This window comes from Noviherbaspirillum sp. L7-7A (genome assembly GCF_019052805.1).
In the GTDB taxonomy this organism is placed as follows: domain Bacteria; phylum Pseudomonadota; class Gammaproteobacteria; order Burkholderiales; family Burkholderiaceae_D; genus Noviherbaspirillum_A.
Genome location: NZ_JAHQRJ010000001.1, coordinates 226087 through 242718 on the forward strand (window position 1 = coordinate 226087; position 16632 = coordinate 242718).

Genomic DNA, 16632 nt, shown 5'->3' on the forward strand with positions numbered 1-16632 from the left:
TGCACGCATGGTCGTCTTTTGTTGTTTTGATGACAACGACACTAAACGTACTGGCTGAGCTTATCAATTTATTTATGAATGAATTGCTCTAAATTTATTCATTTGTGTATATTGTGGAAATGATCATTGCATATCGCCTTCGAGAAGCCATGAACGGGGCTGGTATAGCAAGCCAGAGCGAGCTTGCGCGCCGCTCAGGCGTGCCTCAGCCGACGATTAACCGCATTCTCAACGGCGTTGGCAAGCAGGGACCTGCGACCCAAACGCTGAAAAAACTGGCTACGGCATGCGAGGTGTCGTTTCAGTGGCTTACTGATGGGATGGATGCGGAGCGCGGCGCTGCTGCAGAAGGAGCCGTGTCGGTCGTGCCGGAACCTGACATTGAGAATCTGTTTGTCGTCCCGAAATCACCTGAGGCAGATAGAGCTGCGGGCCCGGTTTCGATCAGAACAGTCAGATTGCGGTCGTCCGCCAAGGGCACCGAGTTTGCTGGCCAGGCTGATGAGAGATCAGGTGACGAGGTTTATCTTAGAAAGGAATGGCTACAGACGCGTGGCTACCACGATCAAGCGCTGATTGCGCTGGCAATGGATGGAGACAGCATGGAGCCCGGCCTGTATGCCGGAGATATCCTTGTCGTCAATCTGTCCGATCGCCAGCCTCATGATGGCGAGGTCTTTGTGCTTGCCTATGAAGGAACAGTTTTGATCAGGCGCTTGGTACGCGATGCAGGACGCTGGTGGCTATGCTCGGATAGTGCTGCACCACGACGTTTTCCGCGCAAACGATATGCAGACAGCGAGTGCAGCATTATCGGTCGTGTCGTCTATAAGTTAAGCGAAAAAATATAAAAGCCAGATTTTATGTACGATCTGTCGACAGTAGAGAGCATGGATCCACTCTACTGTGTGGCCGCAATCCATGCGGCCTTACGCATAGACCACTTATTTACAGCAGCCGGGGCCACAAGGGTTTAGCTACAGCTCACGCGGCCTGATGTTTAGTACTGCAGTTATAATTTCCAAGCTCTATTCTTGGATGTAAACCAAGATTGCGGCTTCTCGGAGTGGTGATCATGGATCGCGTTATTCAGAAATATTAGGACGCAAGCCAGACATGGCAACAGACTTTGAACGCGCTAATGGATCGTATTGGTATTCACTTTGGCCGTAAGGAAATGCAGGAGCAAGCCAGGGATTATCTACAAGGCTTGCTACGACCCGTCGAGCGCAAGAATGGCTGGCAGTTGGCGGAAGCGACCGGGCACGCCGTGCCATACAGCATCCAGCATTTGCTGGATCGGGCGCGCTGGGATGCCGATGCGGTGCGCGACGAGATGCGCGACTATGCGCTGGAGTACCTGCCCGATCCGGATGCGATACTGGCGGCCGATGAAACGGGCTTCCTGAAGAAGCGCACTCAGTCGGTCGGCGTGTTGCGGCAGTACAGCGGCACTGCAGGCCGGATCGAGAACTGCCAGATCGGCGCGTTTCTCGCTTATGTCAGCAATAAGGGAAGGCTCCTCATCGACCGCAAGCTCTATCTGCCCAAAGAGTGGACGGATAGCCAGGAAGAGCGCCTGGCAGCCAAGATACTTGATACCTTCCGCTTTGCCACAAAGCCAGAAATGGCGCGGCAGATGATTGAGCGCGCACTGCAAGCCGGCGTTCCCTTCAAATGGTTCACGGCGTATGAGGTGTATGACAATAATCGTCGTCTGCGGGTTTGGCTGGAGCAACAGCAAATCTGGCATGTCATGGCACTGGCTTCCCACCATGCGGCAGACCACCGTGCAGCAATTGGCAGCCATTGCCAAAGCTGAAGACTGGGTTCGACTGGCCGCTAGCAATGGGGCCAAGGGGCCGCGGCTGTATGACTGGGCCAGACTGCTCTTGCTCAGTTGGCAAATCTCAGGTGAACGCTGGCTGCTGCTGCGCCGTAGTGTGACCAATCCGGAAGACATCGCTTACTACATGGCTTATGTGCTCCACGACTGTCCTTTGCAGGACATGGTTCGGGTGGCCGGATCGCGCTGGGCTATTGAAGAGTGTTTCGAGGCTGCCAAGGGCGAAGTCGGGCTGGATCAGTATGAAGTACGCAGCTGGCACGGCTGGCATCGGCATATTACGCTGGCAATGACAGCTCACGCGTACCTGACTGTCTTGTATGCCATCGCAGACCAACGCCCGACGTTTGAAAAAGACTTTTCAAAGGACGATACAGAGCTGGGAAAGACAACGATTGCGCTAGTACCGTCCAGCGTACCAGAACTACGCAAGTTGCAATGGCAGATGCTCTGGTGTGTCCGCCCGTGTTTGGCATTCAACATTGGTTGGTCGCTCTGGCGGCGGCATCACCAAGCCATTTCAATGATGTGCCATTGGCAGCGGCGCACGAGAGCACCGTGAAATACAACTATAGTACTAAGTGCCTATCCCAGTAGGCCGATTGCACGCCAGGTAATGACAGCACACGCCAGATGAAGAAACGCGAGATAGGTTTCCGCTCGTTTTTCCCAACGAATCAGAACGCGGCGAAATCGGTTCATCCAACTATGCGTACGCTCGACGACCCAACGTCTGGCGCGAAAGCCGGCTTCCTGTTTAATCGCGACGGCCTCTTCGCCACGCGCACGAATATGCGCCGTAAAGCCAAACTCAGCGACCAACGCGCGCACCTCCTCATAGTCATACCCTTTATGTAGGCAAAGTCCTTGCGGAAATGCCGATGTCGGTCTTGGCCGGTGCAGCTTCAAATCAGCCAATGTCGGCTTCACCAGCTTCATGTCATGCCGGTTTGCGCCGTCTATCACAATTGCCAGAGGAATGCCATGGGCCTCAAGTGAGCAGGCTGCGCTTGACCCCGCCTTTGCCTCGATCCGTAGGATTGGGGCCGATTTTTTTCCCCACCCAGAGGGGCTTTGGTCATGGCACCGTCCAGGGATAACCAGGTCCAGTCAATTTCTTCCAGGGCGTCGGCCGCCAGCAGTCCCAGACGCCAGAACTCCTCGAACACGCCCGCATCAAGCCATTCACGAAATCGTCGGTAAGCGGACGTGCTCGAACAGATACCAGTGGCGTTGAGGGCATTCCACTGGCAGCCAGTTCGAAGCACGAAAAAGATGGCATTCATAGCCGCCCGATCTGGGACGCGCGGATTGTGACAGCCCAACGGATGCGGCTTTCGAGGTGGCAACAGCGGTGCCATTTGTTCCCATAGTTCATCCGGCAATCGCCATCCATCGTCCTGCTTGACCATGCCCATGATGTCCTCCATCAGAAACATAGCCTTGGACAACCATAAACTTGCTTTTGTCCCTACTGAAATAGTCTCTAAGGACCACGTTGCATTTGCGTCCCGTTGGGGATCTAGCGTGCGCCTGGCTTCTGCCAGAATGCGCTCGCGGGCAGCAGCATTATAGATCGCCTTGGGTCCACCTTTGCCATGTGGCCCTAGCGCCGCCAGCCCATCCAGGTTAAAACGCCTCACTAGTGGGTCACTTGGCAACGCTCTTGGCATTTTTGTGGGAACGATGAGTTTGGCCCCTATGGGGGACTAAGCGACATTTCCAGAATGAATACCGATTTTCATGCCAAGTGAACCACTAGCCATATTCTGCTGAAGCGCATCGCCTTCACATCTACTGTGAACAAGTATTTAATCTGATGTGAATCATGCTTTTTCTTCCTGAAGCTGTGGATGCTCAAAGATAAAGGTGTAGCGTGAAATGTGCAGCGCTTCAGAGAGGTGCACTAATAGCTACTTATCATTTTCTTCGCATAGAGGTGTGAAATGACATTTTCACTCATCAGCCGGCGTAATTTCCTCAAAGGTGCCGGAGGAGCCATAGCGTCGATGTCCTTACCAAGCTTAGTGTTGGGGCAGACTGCCCCCCCTAGCATCCGTCTTGAGTGGAATCAATTTAAGACGTCGGGATATTACGACAGTTTTTACAAGGCGGTGCAGAACATGCGCGCATATCCCGACACAAGCAACCCGTTATCTTGGGAATACTGGGTCAACGTTCATGTCAAATACTGCCCGCATGGTTCCCCTTACTTCCTTGCATGGCATCGCGGCTACCTGTATTACTTCGAGCAACAGTTGCGCAAGATGCCAGGATTAGCCGACATGCCCTTCCCGTATTGGGACTACTACAAGTATCCGAGAATACCGGACGACTTCACCAATTCAACGACAGGCAATCCACTTTATGTGCCGCGCTCGGGTACCAATGTCTACAGCGCCCTAACACTGGCACCATTCTCTTCTAAGGTCGTGAACTTCCAACGCAATACTAGAAATGCATTCGAGACAAGCATTGAGTCCAAGCCGCACAATCCGGTGCACAATTTGATTGGTGGGGAAATGGCAAATATGACGTCCCCCCGGGACCCGATTTTCTATTTGCACCATGCCAATATCGACCGACTGTGGTATGCATGGGTGCTGTCTGGAGGAAAGAAGGTACCGTCATTGACTGACTCTTACTGGGCCGGGTCCTTCACTTATGCACCCAGCTTAACAATTACGAAATCCCAAACCTATGCGCCTAGCTCGTTGAACTATGACTATGCTAACAAAACTCAACCGTCTTCTTTGCCGCCATCGGCGAAGTCCTCCAGTCCATTTAAACTGACACAGGCGGAAATGCCGCGATTTGTGCCTCGTCCGGGACTTGGCAATTTCCCAGCCACGGCAGCAAGGGCGGTTTCTCAGACTAGCCGGTCGCTAGGCGGAGTAAGCAATGTTGTTCTTACTGAAACTTCGGTCAGTGCGCAACTTCCTTTAACGGCATCTAATGTGCAGGTGGTGCAGAATGCAGTGTCGGCGGCACTTAATCCGCCTGTGCAATTGGCGGCTAATACTCTTCGCTCAGTCAAGGTGGTGTTGGACAATCTACAACTGTTCGGTGCCGGTGCTCGAGGCGGCTATTTCTATAACATTTATATCAATCTACCGCCTTCCGGCGATGCCACTGATGGGGGACAGAAATACTTACTTGGCACAGTGGGACCATTCGAGATTGCGGGCGCTTCCCATCATGGAACGGCCACTCTGGAATTTCCGGCCACCGAAGTCTTGTCTAATTTCTCCTCGTCTGAATTGAAGGAAGTGACTATTTCATTCGAGCGTATCAGCGGCGAGAATGCCCCGAAGGGACAGGTGCTACGTATAGGAGAAGTAAGGATTGAAGTTTCAACCGATGCACCTTGGGAGAGCAATCCATAAGTCGTGCTGCGGCGCGGTGGTAGTGCTTCGTATGAGAAGGAGAAAAAACTGTGCGATCCATTACGTCCACGATGTCAATCGTGGACACAACCCAGATGTGTCATATCGACCGAATCATCTCGCTGGCACATCTCCCTGTCTACACGGCGCACGGACGACGCTTACGGCAGTAATGCAGCTTTAACTAGGGCGGTTTCAAGTCTGAAGTGCAACGGCTGTTAATGAACTGACGTATTGGGTTGATGGGCACTCGCCAGAGCGGCGGCCTAGACCTGTAATGGCGAGAGCCAGTTATGCGTCGCGCGCGGCCGCGTATTGAGGCTGTTAGAAATGGCATCGAACTGTTCCTGGCTATAGATCGACAAGTCCGTTCCCTTGGGCAAGTACTGACGCAACAAGCATTAGTGCTCTCACAGATGCCGCGCTGCCATGGACTATGTGGATCGCAGAAGTAGACGCGTACGCCGACGTTAGCGGCCAGCTCGGCATGGCGGGTCATTTCCTTTCCCTGATCGTAGGTCAGACTCTGGCGTAACGGCGCACTGATAGCATTGAGCTCGGCTGTGAAGGCCGCCAGCGCAGCGGCGGCAGTGGCATCTTCCATGCGCGCCAGTAGTACCAGGCGGCTTGTGCGCTCAACGAACACGCCGATCGCGGACTGGTTGCCGAGTATGTGCGCAACGGGACAGCCAAGTTGTTGACGTTATTCTGTTCGCGCAGTGGCGAAGTGCGCGCCCGGGGCGTGACCCACACGACCAATGCGGTACTGTATCTCTGGCTGCAGCAGGAACTGGAGCGGTGCTGGATCGCCTACCCCAGCCCTTGCCGGTCACAAATGCCGATCAGAATCACGCAGTGTGGGAATCTTGGCAGCAGGGATCGCAGGTCCGCATTACGCTGCCGCCTGTTCTGCCGGCGCTACGCTTACTGCTGGTCTGGGACAACCTGCAGGGGCCCGGATACCGGCATTGATCGGGTGGTTGTTCTCACACGGCGTCATGCCGCTCTATACCCCGCTGGGCGGGGCATGGCTGAACATGGCGGAGTCGATGTAACGCATTGTGGTTCGCCGCGCACTGGCCGGGCAGTATCCGCAAACGCCTGAGCAAATCATTGACGCGCTGGAAGCGACAGTCAGTGGATGGAATCAGTCACCCACGCCTTTCCATTGGGACGGAAAACGGTATGCGCAACGAATCGCCATCGACAACGTCAACATGTTTTGGGTGGATCCGGGGCGTGTGCACGTTATCCCATACGCGCCCGGCCCAGTGGGCTATAACATATCTAAACCGAGGCAGTTGCCAAGTGACCCACTGGCCCTTCATTTTTGGAAAGTCTGGCCCTTCTTTGAAGTCAAAGAAGGAATTGACCCGGCAGTTGCGACGGGATCAAGTCCTCTTTAATAGACTTATAAGCTTATTTTCCGGTGTCCTTCATATTTTCAAACTTATCGAATTCAACGTTGTACAGTTCGCCATTGACCTTCTCCACCTTGCGGATATAAACCGTCTGCACCGCGTCGCGGGTTTGCGGATCAATGTTGAGCGGGCCGCGAGGGCTCGGAATCTTCATGCCTTTCAATACCGCCATGGCCTTGTCGCCATCGATCTTGCCGTTAAGTTTGCGCGCCACTTCGTAAATGGCATACATGCCGTCATAGGCCGCGACTGCCATGAAGTTCGGACGGCCGCCGTTGGGATTCGCCGCGGCGAAGTTTTTCAGGAAAGCCTTGTTTTCTGGGGAATCATGAGCCGCCGAGTAGTGAAAGGACGTGATCACGCCTAGGGTGGCGTCGCCCATGGCCGGCAGCACATGGTCATCGGTCAGGTCGCCAGTGGCGATCACCTTGATGCCAGCTTCGGCCAGTCCGCGCTCGCGGTAGCTTTTCATGAAGGCCACGCCCTGTTCGCCAGCGGGAACGAAGACGAAAACCGCCTCCGGCTTGGCATCTTTGATGCGCTGGACGAAGGGCGCGAATTCCGGATTGCGCAGTGGTACGCGTATCGATTCGACCACCTGGCCGCCGCCGCCGAGCAGATTGGTCTTGAAGGCGGTTTCGGCATCGATGCCGGGGCCGTAATCGGCAACCAGGGTGACCACCCGTTTGATGTTGTTTTTCACCGCCCAGGTTGCCATCGGGCCGGATATCTGCGGCAGCGTCATCGAGACGCGCGCAATGTAATTGGACTTGGTGGTGATGATGGAAGTGGCCGCATTCATCACGATCATCGGCTTCTTGGCTTGCTCGGCAATTGGTGCAACTGCGAGCGCTTCCGGCGTCAGCCCAAAGCCGGCCAGAAAGTCGACCTTGTCGCGCACCACCAGTTCCTGGGCCAGGCGCTTGGCGATTTCGGGCGAGGGGCCGGTCGTGTCCTTGATGACCAGTTCGATTTTCTTGCCGGCGACGGTATCGCCGTGCTGCTTCATATAGGCCTTGATGCCGCCTTCCATCTGCTTGCCATAATCCGCGAACGGGCCGGAAAAGGCGGCAATCACGCCAACCTTGATGGTTTCCTGGGCCTGGACGGAAAGGGCGGTCAGGCCGAACAGGCCCAGTGTCACGGCGGATCGCAGCATAGTACGCAATGTCATCTCGTCTCCTCAAAAAGTTTTTATGTTCTGCATGAAGCTAAGCCTGTATGCCGACGCTTGCGGCATTCTGAGCGGCATTCCTGCATCGATTCATGTTCATGCCGGGCGCCTTCGGGCACACGATGTCACCAATGGCGGCGCCAACTTTGCCGGACACGTCAAGAATAGCGGAAGGCGCCTTGCTGTAAAGTTCGATCAAGAAAGTTATGTGCGTTAAACGCACAATTTTTCATTTCTGTTTCAATGGCGGTACCTGCATCCTGCTTCTCGATGCAGCGCCAGCCGGGAATCGCGGCGCGGAAGAGGCCGTGCGCCCAGTGAAAGCCATATCATTCGATCGCTTCATAAGGCAGGCCAACATAGTTTTCCGCAATCGTCGTGCGACCCGCTTCGGAGCCGGTGTAGTAATCCAGTTCGGCGAGCTGCATGCGCTGGCTGAAGCCATCCTCGGAAAATTTATGCAGCACCGAGGTCATCCACCAGGAAAAACGCTCGGCTTTCCAGATGCGACGCAGGCAGATCTCGGAATAGCGCGCAACCAGATCGGTGCGTCCGTGCAGCAGCGTCCTGCGCAGGATGTGGTACAGCGCGTGGACGTCGCTGGCAGCCAGGTTGAGTCCCTTGGCCCCGGTCGGAGGCACGATATGGGCGGCGTCGCCGACCAGGAACAGACGGCCGAACTGCATCGGTTCGGCAACGAAGCTGCGCAGCGGGGCGATGCTTTTTTCAATGGATGGTCCGGTCACCAGGGCTGCAGCCGTCGCCTGCGGCAGACGCGCCCTGAGTTCATCCCAGAAGCGCTGGTCGGACCAGTCATCCACCTTGTCGTCCAGGCTGCATTGAACGTAGTAGCGGCTCAGCTGTTCGGACCGCATGCTGCAAAGGGCAAAGCCGCGTTCATGGTTGGCATAGATCAGCTCGTGCGCTACCGGCGGCGTGCGCGACAGCACGCCAAGCCAGCCAAAAGGATAGACGCGCTCGAATGTGCGGATCCTGTCGGCAGGGGCGCTGCGGCGCGATATGCCATGGAAGCCGTCGCATCCCGCGATGTAGTCGCACTCCAGTTGGATAGTCTGGCCGTCCCTGGCGAAGGTGACGCGCGGCCTGTCCGAATAGAAATCATGCAGCGCGACATCCTGCGCTTCATAAATTGAAACGCCGCCGGCGGCGCGCCTGGCTTCCATCAGGTCGCGGGTCACTTCGGTCTGCCCGTAGACCATCACAGTCTTGCCGCCGCTGAGTGCCTTCAAGTCGATTCTTTCCTGCCGTCCTCCAAAGGAGAAAGCCACGCCCTCATGCACCTGCCCCTCGCGCTCCATGCGCGCGGCCACGCCTGCTTCCCGCAGCAGATCCACGGTGCCCTGTTCGAGGACGCCGGCGCGTATGCGGCCAAGGACGTAATCCGGCGATTTCGCTTCCAGGATCACGGTATCGATACCCTGCAGATGGAGTAGATGCCCGAGCAGCAAGCCGGATGGACCGGCGCCGATGATGGCGACCTGCGTTTTCATGTTGTCTCCTTTGTATGGCTGGCCATTGCAGCGCTCGTTATCATCGCTCCGCCAGGGTAGCGGTGAGAATGGATTTTTGCCGTTAAAATTTGCATTTTTCGCAGATTGTGGTTTCTTCCATGTCCCATAGGCCCTTGCCTCCCGTCCTGCAGCAAGATGCGACAGTGCCTGTATTCAAGCTGTATGGCGAACGTGAGCATTGGCTGACGCCTGATATGGTGCACTGCGAAACCATTGCTGAACGCAGCGTCTTGCACAATTGGCAGATTCGGCCCCATCAGCATCACGGCCTGTTTCAGATCGTATACCTCAAGACCGGCAAGGCGCGCATGCGGATCGACGATGACGAATTCGACATGCGTGCCGGCCATGTCGCGCTGGTGCCGCAGATGTGCATCCACGGCTTCCTGTTTGCGCCGAATGCGCAGGGCCATGTGCTGACCATGGCCTATCCAGTGGTGGAACTCCGTGGCGGTGATGCCGGCGCGGCTCTGCTGGCATTGCGCCGGCCGCATCTGCACCGGCTCCCACCCGGCGAGGAGGGGGCCGGCCTGCATGCGCATTTCAGCGCGATCGATCGGGAGTACCGCAGCGTTGCCGTGCATCGCGAACTGGTTCTGGAGTCATTGCTGGCCGTGCTGCTGGCCTGGCTGGCGCGGCAGATGGCGCCGCCGGGCATGCGGGCGATGCAGGCGACGCGCGGGGTGCGCCATTTTTCGGCTTTTTGCCAGCTCATCGAAACAGCGTATGCCCGGCAGCATCCGGTCGCCTGGTATGCCGGCCAGCTCGGCATCACGGCGGCGCACCTGAATGCCCTGTGCCGTAAGACAGCCGGCCAGTCGGCGCTGGAGCTGGTGCATGAACGACTGGTGCTGGAAGCCAGGCGCAATCTGGTCTACACCTCGATGTCGGTAAGCCAGGTGTCTTATGCGCTCGGCTTTGCCGATCCGGCCTATTTCACGCGTTTTTTCAAGCAGCGCGCCGGCTTATCTCCGAAGGCCTTCCGAGCCCGGGCGTCCGCTGCGTTTGTCACCTGAGCGGCGGGCTGGCTGCTGCCATGTAGTGGGCACGACTAAACGATACGAGGTTACCCGGTGACTTTGCTTTGGTCATCTGGCAGGTGCAGTGTCCGTCCATGACTGGTGCAACTTATGACCGTTTCCAACTAATTGTGCATCATCCGTCAATGTCGCCGCTTTCAGCGTCGCTAGCGTTTTTGATGAAGCATGTAGAGGCTTTCTAAGGATTGGAAGCTTAGCCGTGCCGGCTTTATTCAACCGTCAAGCGCCCTTGCCACCCCAGCTGTCCTTCAGGGTGGTGATCCGGTTGAACACCGGCTTGCCTGGCTGGGAGTCCACCCGGTCTGCCACGAAATAGCCGTGGCGTTCAAACTGGAAACGCTGTTCCGGTAGCGCGTTGGCCAGGCCCGGCTCCAGATAGGCGTTGACCACCGTCTTGGCCTGGGGATTGAGCGCCTGCTTGAAGTCCCTGCCGCCGGCGTCAGGCTGCGGCTCGGAGAACAGGCGGTCATAGAGCCGCACCTCGGCCTGCAGGGCTCGATCCGCGCTGACCCAGTGGATGTTGCCCTTGACCTTGTAGTTGGCCGAACCCTCGGTGCCGCTCTTGCTGTCCGGGTAATAGGTGCAGTGCACCGCGATGACGTTGCCATCGGCGTCCTTGTCGCAGCCGGTGCATTCAACCACATAGCCATAGCGCAGCCTGACCTTGTTGCCGGGGTAGAGCCGGAAGAATCCCTTGCTCGGCGTTTCCATGAAGTCGTCAGCCTCGATCCACAGTTCCCTGCTGATCGGGAAAGTGCGTACGCCGCGCGACGGGTCATGCGGATGCACCGGAGCGCTGCATTCCACGGTCTCGTTTTCCGGGAAGTTGTCGATGACGAGCCTGAGCGGATTGAGCACCGCTGTCGCGCGGGGCGCCTTGGGGTCGAGGTCGTCGCGCAGCGCGCCTTCCAGGATGCTCATGTCGATCCAGCTGTCTGCCTTGGCCACGCCGATGCGTTCGCAGAACAGCTGCACCGCCTCCGGCGTATAGCCGCGGCGGCGGATGCCGACGATGGTGGGCATGCGCGGATCGTCCCAGCCGTCGACAATCTTTTCTTCCACCAGCTGCAGCAGCTTGCGCTTGCTGGTGATGGCATAGGTCAGGTTCAGCCGCGCGAATTCATACTGGCGCGGCAGCGGCCGCTGCAGGAAGCCGCCTTCGGCCAGGCGCTCCAGCACCCAGTCGTAGAACGGCCGGTGGTCCTGGAATTCAAGGGTGCACAGGGAATGGGTGATGTTTTCCAGCGCGTCCGAAATCGGGTGCGCATAGTCGTACATCGGATAGATGCACCAGGCGTCGCCGGTGCGGTGGTGATGCGCATAGCGGATGCGGTAGATCGCCGGATCGCGCATGTTCATGTTGGGCGAGGCCATGTCGATCTTCGCGCGCAGGATGTGCTCGCCATCCTTGAACTCGCCGGCCTTCATGCGGCGGAACAGGTCCAGCGATTCCTCGGCCGGCCGGTTGCGGAAGGGCGAATCCTTGCCCGGCTCGGAGAAGCTGCCGCGGCTGGCGGCCATTTCCTCGGCGCTCTGGCTGTCGACGTAGGCATGGCCGGCGGTGATCAGGTATTGGGCCATCTGGTAGAGCATCGGGAAATAGTCGCTGGCGTAGTACAGGTGCTCGCCGTCGTTCTGTTTCCATTCGAAGCCCAGCCAGCGCACGCTGTCGATGATGGTGTCGACATATTCCTGCTCTTCCTTGGCCGGGTTGGTGTCGTCGAAGCGCAGGTGGCAGCGGCCGGCATAGTCGCGGGCCAGGCCGAAGTTCAGGCAGATCGACTTGGCATGGCCGATATGCAGATAGCCGTTCGGCTCGGGCGGGAAGCGGGTGACGACTGCGGGCAGCGGCTGGCCATGGGCGTCCTTGCGGCCGGCATAGTGGCCGGCGGCGTTGTCATTCTCGATGATGGCGCGCAGGAAGTTCGATGGCGCTGGCGCAGCAGCGGTGGTGCTTTTTGGTTCGTTGCTCATGGAGTCGGAAGAAAGGCGTGCAAATTGTGGATGGCGGCATTTTACCGTAGCAGCCGCCCCGGCCCGGGCGGCAGGGAGGCGCTTCAGCGTTGCGCGGTGGCGTCGAAGCGCTGCCGGATGGTTTCCAGGCGCTGCCGGTTGGCGCCGAAGTCCTTGCGTCCCAGGCGGGAGGCGGAGCGCATGTGGATCACCCCGGCCGGCGCATCGAGCAGGAATTCGACATCGTCGACAAACTTGAGCATCCGGGTCTGGAACTGCGCATACAGGTAGCCTGGCCGTCGCTCGACGACAGTGGCGCCCTGCATGCCGGCAACCACCTGATCCAGGCGGGCAAATGCCGCATTGGCGTCGCCGCTGTAGCGCAGCGGCGCAATGAGGTGATAGTCGGTGTGCTCGTGACGCCCCGCCTGGCTGGATACGGAATTCCAGGAACGGGCTACCGGCGGCTTGAGCAGGCCGTCGCGCACGCCCAGGTCATCCGGACGGCGGCCCGCCAGCAGATTCATCTGGCCGGCGAGCAAGGCTATCGCAGGCAGGCCGACGACGAAGACGGTGGCAATCACACCCCAGTTTTTCAGCATGCTGACTCCGGTGCAGGAACAAGCCGTCGATCATAGCAGAGCAGGGCGGGCGCTACATTTGCCGGAACAGGTGGGCAAAGACGCGGCTCACGGCCAGCGTTTCGCTGCGGTTGCGCAGGGACAGGCGCAGCCGCCCGGCTTCGTCCCTTACCGCTGCCATGACCTGGCCGATATTGACCACGGTGCCGCGATGGATCTGCCAGAACTGCGCCGGGTCGAGCTGGTCCAGCAACTCGCGCAGCGACAGCCGGATCAGGGACTGGCTGTCGGCGGTGACCACATTCACATACTTGTCCGTGGCCTCGAAGTAGATCACCTCCGACACCGGGATCAGACGAACCTGGTTGCCCACCGCCGCCCGTATCACGCTCAGCCGGGCAGCCGGTTGGGAGGCGGCCGGCGGCGCGAGGGCGCGCAACTGCCGCAGCACCTGTTCCAGCGCTGCATCGCCGGGGGCCGGCGCGGCCAGGCGCGCCTGCAGACGCGCCACGGTTTTGGCCAGGCGGGCATCCGACACCGGTTTCTGCACGTAGTCAGCCGCTGCCTGCTCGAAGGCCTGCAGCGCATAGTCGTCATAGGCGGTGACGAACACGATCAATGGAAAAGGGCGGCCGTCGGGCCAGTCCTCGGCCAGCACTTCGGCCGCCTGCAGGCCGGTCATGCCCGGCATGCGGATATCGAGAAACAGCAGGTCGGGCTGCAAGGCCAGCGCCTTTTCCACCGCGTGCACGCCATTCGGGACGATGGCTTCAATGGCCAGTTCCGGCCACAGCCGTTGCAGGGTGTGAGCCAGGGCCTGGGCCAGTACCGGTTCGTCTTCGGCAATCAGGGCGCGAAATCCAGTCATCGTAGCGGCATCCTTATCTCGGCGATGGCGCCATGCGGCGTGTTCGGCGCGAGGGTCAGTGTGGCGGCGTCGCCGTAGAGCGCCACCAGGCGTTCCCGCACATTGCCTAGCGCCAGCCCGTTGCCTGGCACGCCCGGCGCGTCCAGTCCCGCGCCGGTATCGCGCACGGTCAGCACCAGCAGATCGCCATGCCGGGCCGCGCCGACATCGATCCGGCCGCCTTCCATATTGGGTTCCAGCCCGTGGCGTATCGCATTTTCGACCAGCGGCTGCAGCAGCATGGGCGCGACCCCGACGTCGGCCAGTTCAGCCGGCAGGTCCAGCGCATAAGCCAGGCGGTCGCCCATGCGCACCGACATCAGGCCGAGATAGGCTTGCATCAGCCGGAATTCCTGGGCCAGCGTGGTGGCGGCAAGGCGGGAACTGCCCAGGGTGGCGCGCAGGTATTCGATCAGCTGGTCCAGCAGCAGCTGGGCACGCGGCGGATCGATCGCGATCAGGCCCTGCAGGTTGGCCAGGGTGTTGAACAGCATGTGCGGCTCGATCTGGGCCTGCAACAGTTGCAGCTGGGCCTGCATGGCTTGCCGCTCGATCCCAGCCGCGCGCGCCTTCTCCGCTTCGGCCTGGGCCTGAAGATAGGCGAGCTTGCCGCGATTCCAGAAGAACCAGGTGGCGGTCAGGCCGGCCAGCACCGAAAACAGCAGAATTTGCGCTGCATGGCTGGAATGGATAGGCAGCACCGGATGATCGTCCATGCCCAGCAGCCAGGCCGCCAGCAGGCTGCCGCCCATCTGCGCCGCCGGCAGTGACACCAGGGTGAGTGCAGCAAACGGCAGGCCGGGCGGCTTGTCGTCCCCCCACAGCAGCAGCCGGCCAACATCGATGAACAGCCAGGCCAGCGTGCCGATGCATAAGGAAAACACCAGGTTTTCAAGAAGACTGCCGCCCCGGTGCAGCAGATAGGTAATGACCAGCGCGCACAGCAGGTTGAACGCGATGACGATCAGCAGCCGCAGCGGCAGCTGCCGGCGCCAGGTTGTCAGGGGCAGTGTCTGTTCCATGCCTTACACCAGATGAAAGGCATGCCAGACCAGATAGCCCAGGCGGCGCCCCGGCGCCAGCGTGAACAGGCCGGCGATCACCAGACCGCCATAGGCGCCGGTGACAAAGCGGCGATGGCTGACGATATCGCGGCCACGGATCGACCGCACCGCCTGGAACAGCGAATAGAGGGTCATCAGCGACAACAGATGTATCCAGGAAAAAGAGCCATTGTGCCGGATGCCGAAGGATGCCAGTGCGGTAATCGCCATCAGCAGTAGCCACACCCTGCCGGAAATCCGGTGCAGCGGCGTGCCTTTCCTGAACAGGAACATCGCGGCGCCGACGACTACGGCGGCCAGCGCGGTAGCCAGATGAATCAGTATGACGGGTGTGAAACTCATGGCAGCTCTCCGGAAAAAGGTGTCGATGCACCCATTTTCCGGACCAGGACGGCGCCAGCCCAGCGCCATGCGACGAAATGCAGCCTGCATGCCGCCAGTTGCGATCAGCAGCGACGAAGCGCGGGGGAGCGCTGTCAGACCACGCCCTTGGCCCGCAGCGCGGCGATGTCCTCCTCGCTGCGACCCAGCAGTTGCGACAGGACTTCGCCGGTATGCTGGCCCAGCAGCGGCGGCGGCGCATCATGCCGCGGCGGCGTGGCCGACATCTTCATCGGGCTCCTGACCAGTTTCACCTGGTCGGCGGTGGGATGCGGCAGCTGCACCTGCATGCCGCGCGCCTGCACCTGCGGATTGTCGAACACTTCATCGAGTTTGTTGATCGGCCCGCAGGGCACGCCGGCCTGCTCCAGCAGGTCTATCCATTCCTGCTTGGTCCTTTGTTTGACCATATGGGCCAGCAGCGGCACCAGCAGGTCGCGGTTGCGCACCCGCTCCGGGTTGGTGGCGAAGCGCGCATCCTCGGCGAGGTCGGGCCGGCCGCCGGCGGCGACGAATTTGCGGTACTGGCCGTCATTGCCCACCGCCACGATGATGTGGCCGTCGGCGGTGGCGAAGGTCTGGTAGGGCACGATATTCGGATGGGCATTGCCCCAGCGCACCGGCGGATTGCCACTGGCCAGGAAGTTGGTGGCCATGTTGGCCATCATCGCCACCTGCACATCCAGTAGCGCCATGTCGATCGCCTGGCCTTCGCCGGTACGGTCGCGGTGGGTGAGGGCGGCCATCACGGCAATCGTGGCGTACATGCCGGTCATCAGGTCGGAAATCGCCACGCCAGCCTTTTGCGGACCGCCGCCGGGCAGGTCGTCGCGCTCGCCGGTGACGGACATGAAGCCGCCCATGCCCTGGATGATGAAGTCATAGCCCGGCCGGTGCGAGTACGGCCCGTCCTGGCCGAAGCCGGTTACGGAGCAGAAGATCAGGTCGGGCTTTACGGCACGCAGCGATTCATAGTCTAGGCCGTATTTCTTCAGCTGTCCGACCTTGTAGTTTTCCAGAACCACGTCGCATTGCTGCACCAGTTCACGCACGATCTTCTGGCCTTCAGCACTGGAAATATCCAGGGTGATCGAGCGCTTGCCGCGATTGGCCGCCAGGTAATAGGCGGCTTCGGTAGTGTCGCGACCTTCAGCGTCCTTCAGGTAAGGCGGTCCCCAGGACCGGGTGTCGTCGCCGGCGCCGGGGCGCTCTACCTTGATGACGTCGGCGCCGAGGTCGGCCAGGTTCTGGGCGCACCAGGGGCCGGCCAGCACGCGGGTCAGGTCCAGCACGCGGATATGGCCGAGCGCGGTCTTGTTAGGGGAGGTGGTCATGGTTGTTGTCTCC

General features: G+C 59.4%; 12 protein-coding genes and 3 pseudogenes. 4 read left to right on the forward strand and 11 right to left on the reverse strand.

Going from position 1 to position 16632, the window contains the following annotated elements:
* Nucleotides 1-119: 119 nt before the first annotated feature.
* Nucleotides 120-851, forward strand: coding sequence for an XRE family transcriptional regulator (locus KTQ42_RS01120; RefSeq protein ID WP_283093281.1), 732 nt, complete (start codon nt 120-122; stop codon nt 849-851).
* Between the two features lie 290 nt (nt 852-1141).
* Nucleotides 1142-2156, forward strand: a pseudogene (locus tag KTQ42_RS01125) (IS701 family transposase); the annotation flags it as partial.
* A 275-nt stretch (nt 2157-2431) separates the two neighbouring features.
* Here the strand turns inward: KTQ42_RS01125 and KTQ42_RS01130 are convergent.
* Nucleotides 2432-3264, reverse strand: a pseudogene (locus KTQ42_RS01130) (IS5 family transposase).
* Nucleotides 3265-3792: 528 nt separating this feature from the next.
* Here KTQ42_RS01130 and KTQ42_RS01135 point away from each other — a divergent pair.
* The gene (locus KTQ42_RS01135) at nt 3793-5232 is read left to right on the forward strand and encodes a tyrosinase family protein (RefSeq protein ID WP_217343821.1); all 1440 of its coding nucleotides are present in this window, start codon (nt 3793-3795) and stop codon (nt 5230-5232) included.
* Nucleotides 5233-5498: 266 nt separating this feature from the next.
* Here the strand turns inward: KTQ42_RS01135 and KTQ42_RS01140 are convergent.
* The 4 genes and pseudogenes from KTQ42_RS01140 to KTQ42_RS23825 all read right to left on the reverse strand — a co-directional run.
* A pseudogene (locus tag KTQ42_RS01140) lies at nt 5499-5899 on the reverse strand (IS30 family transposase); the annotation flags it as partial.
* 752 nt (nt 5900-6651) lie between these two features.
* On the reverse strand, nt 6652-7812 hold the full coding sequence (locus tag KTQ42_RS01145) for an ABC transporter substrate-binding protein (protein WP_249222825.1): 1161 nt from the start codon (nt 7810-7812) through the stop codon (nt 6652-6654).
* Nucleotides 7813-8156: 344 nt separating this feature from the next.
* Nucleotides 8157-9338, reverse strand: a complete 1182-nt coding sequence (gene pobA, locus KTQ42_RS01150) for a 4-hydroxybenzoate 3-monooxygenase (protein WP_217343823.1) — start codon at nt 9336-9338, stop codon at nt 8157-8159.
* Nucleotides 9335-9709: a hypothetical protein gene (locus KTQ42_RS23825; RefSeq protein ID WP_249222978.1), complete on the reverse strand. Its 375-nt coding sequence runs from the start codon at nt 9707-9709 to the stop codon at nt 9335-9337. Before KTQ42_RS23825 ends, pobA begins: the two co-directional genes overlap by 4 nt.
* On the opposite strand from KTQ42_RS23825, the gene KTQ42_RS01155 reads away from it, so the two are divergent.
* Nucleotides 9590-10375, forward strand: coding sequence for a helix-turn-helix domain-containing protein (locus KTQ42_RS01155; RefSeq protein WP_249222826.1), 786 nt, complete (start codon nt 9590-9592; stop codon nt 10373-10375). The two genes, KTQ42_RS23825 and KTQ42_RS01155, sit on opposite strands and share 120 nt — an antisense overlap.
* A gap of 243 nt (nt 10376-10618) precedes the next feature.
* Here the strand turns inward: KTQ42_RS01155 and KTQ42_RS01160 are convergent, their stop codons facing one another.
* From KTQ42_RS01160 to KTQ42_RS01185, 6 genes are all read right to left on the reverse strand, one after another.
* Nucleotides 10619-12373, reverse strand: a complete 1755-nt coding sequence (locus KTQ42_RS01160; protein ID WP_217343825.1) for a glutamine--tRNA ligase/YqeY domain fusion protein — start codon at nt 12371-12373, stop codon at nt 10619-10621.
* A gap of 83 nt (nt 12374-12456) precedes the next feature.
* Nucleotides 12457-12954, reverse strand: coding sequence for a DUF1499 domain-containing protein (locus KTQ42_RS01165; protein WP_217343826.1), 498 nt, complete (start codon nt 12952-12954; stop codon nt 12457-12459).
* Nucleotides 12955-13006: 52 nt separating this feature from the next.
* Nucleotides 13007-13801, reverse strand: coding sequence for a LytTR family DNA-binding domain-containing protein (locus tag KTQ42_RS01170; RefSeq protein WP_217343827.1), 795 nt, complete (start codon nt 13799-13801; stop codon nt 13007-13009).
* Nucleotides 13798-14862 carry a histidine kinase gene (locus KTQ42_RS01175; protein WP_217343829.1) on the reverse strand — a complete coding sequence of 355 codons (1065 nt, stop codon included), beginning with the start codon at nt 14860-14862 and terminating at the stop codon, nt 13798-13800. The genes KTQ42_RS01170 and KTQ42_RS01175 overlap by 4 nt, the downstream gene beginning before the upstream one ends.
* A gap of 3 nt (nt 14863-14865) precedes the next feature.
* Nucleotides 14866-15246, reverse strand: a complete 381-nt coding sequence (locus KTQ42_RS01180) for a DUF2306 domain-containing protein (RefSeq protein WP_217343830.1) — start codon at nt 15244-15246, stop codon at nt 14866-14868.
* Between the two features lie 134 nt (nt 15247-15380).
* Complete coding sequence (locus tag KTQ42_RS01185; protein ID WP_217343831.1) at nt 15381-16619, reverse strand: CaiB/BaiF CoA-transferase family protein; 1239 nt, start codon at nt 16617-16619, stop codon at nt 15381-15383.
* Between the last annotated feature and the right edge of the window lie 13 nt (nt 16620-16632).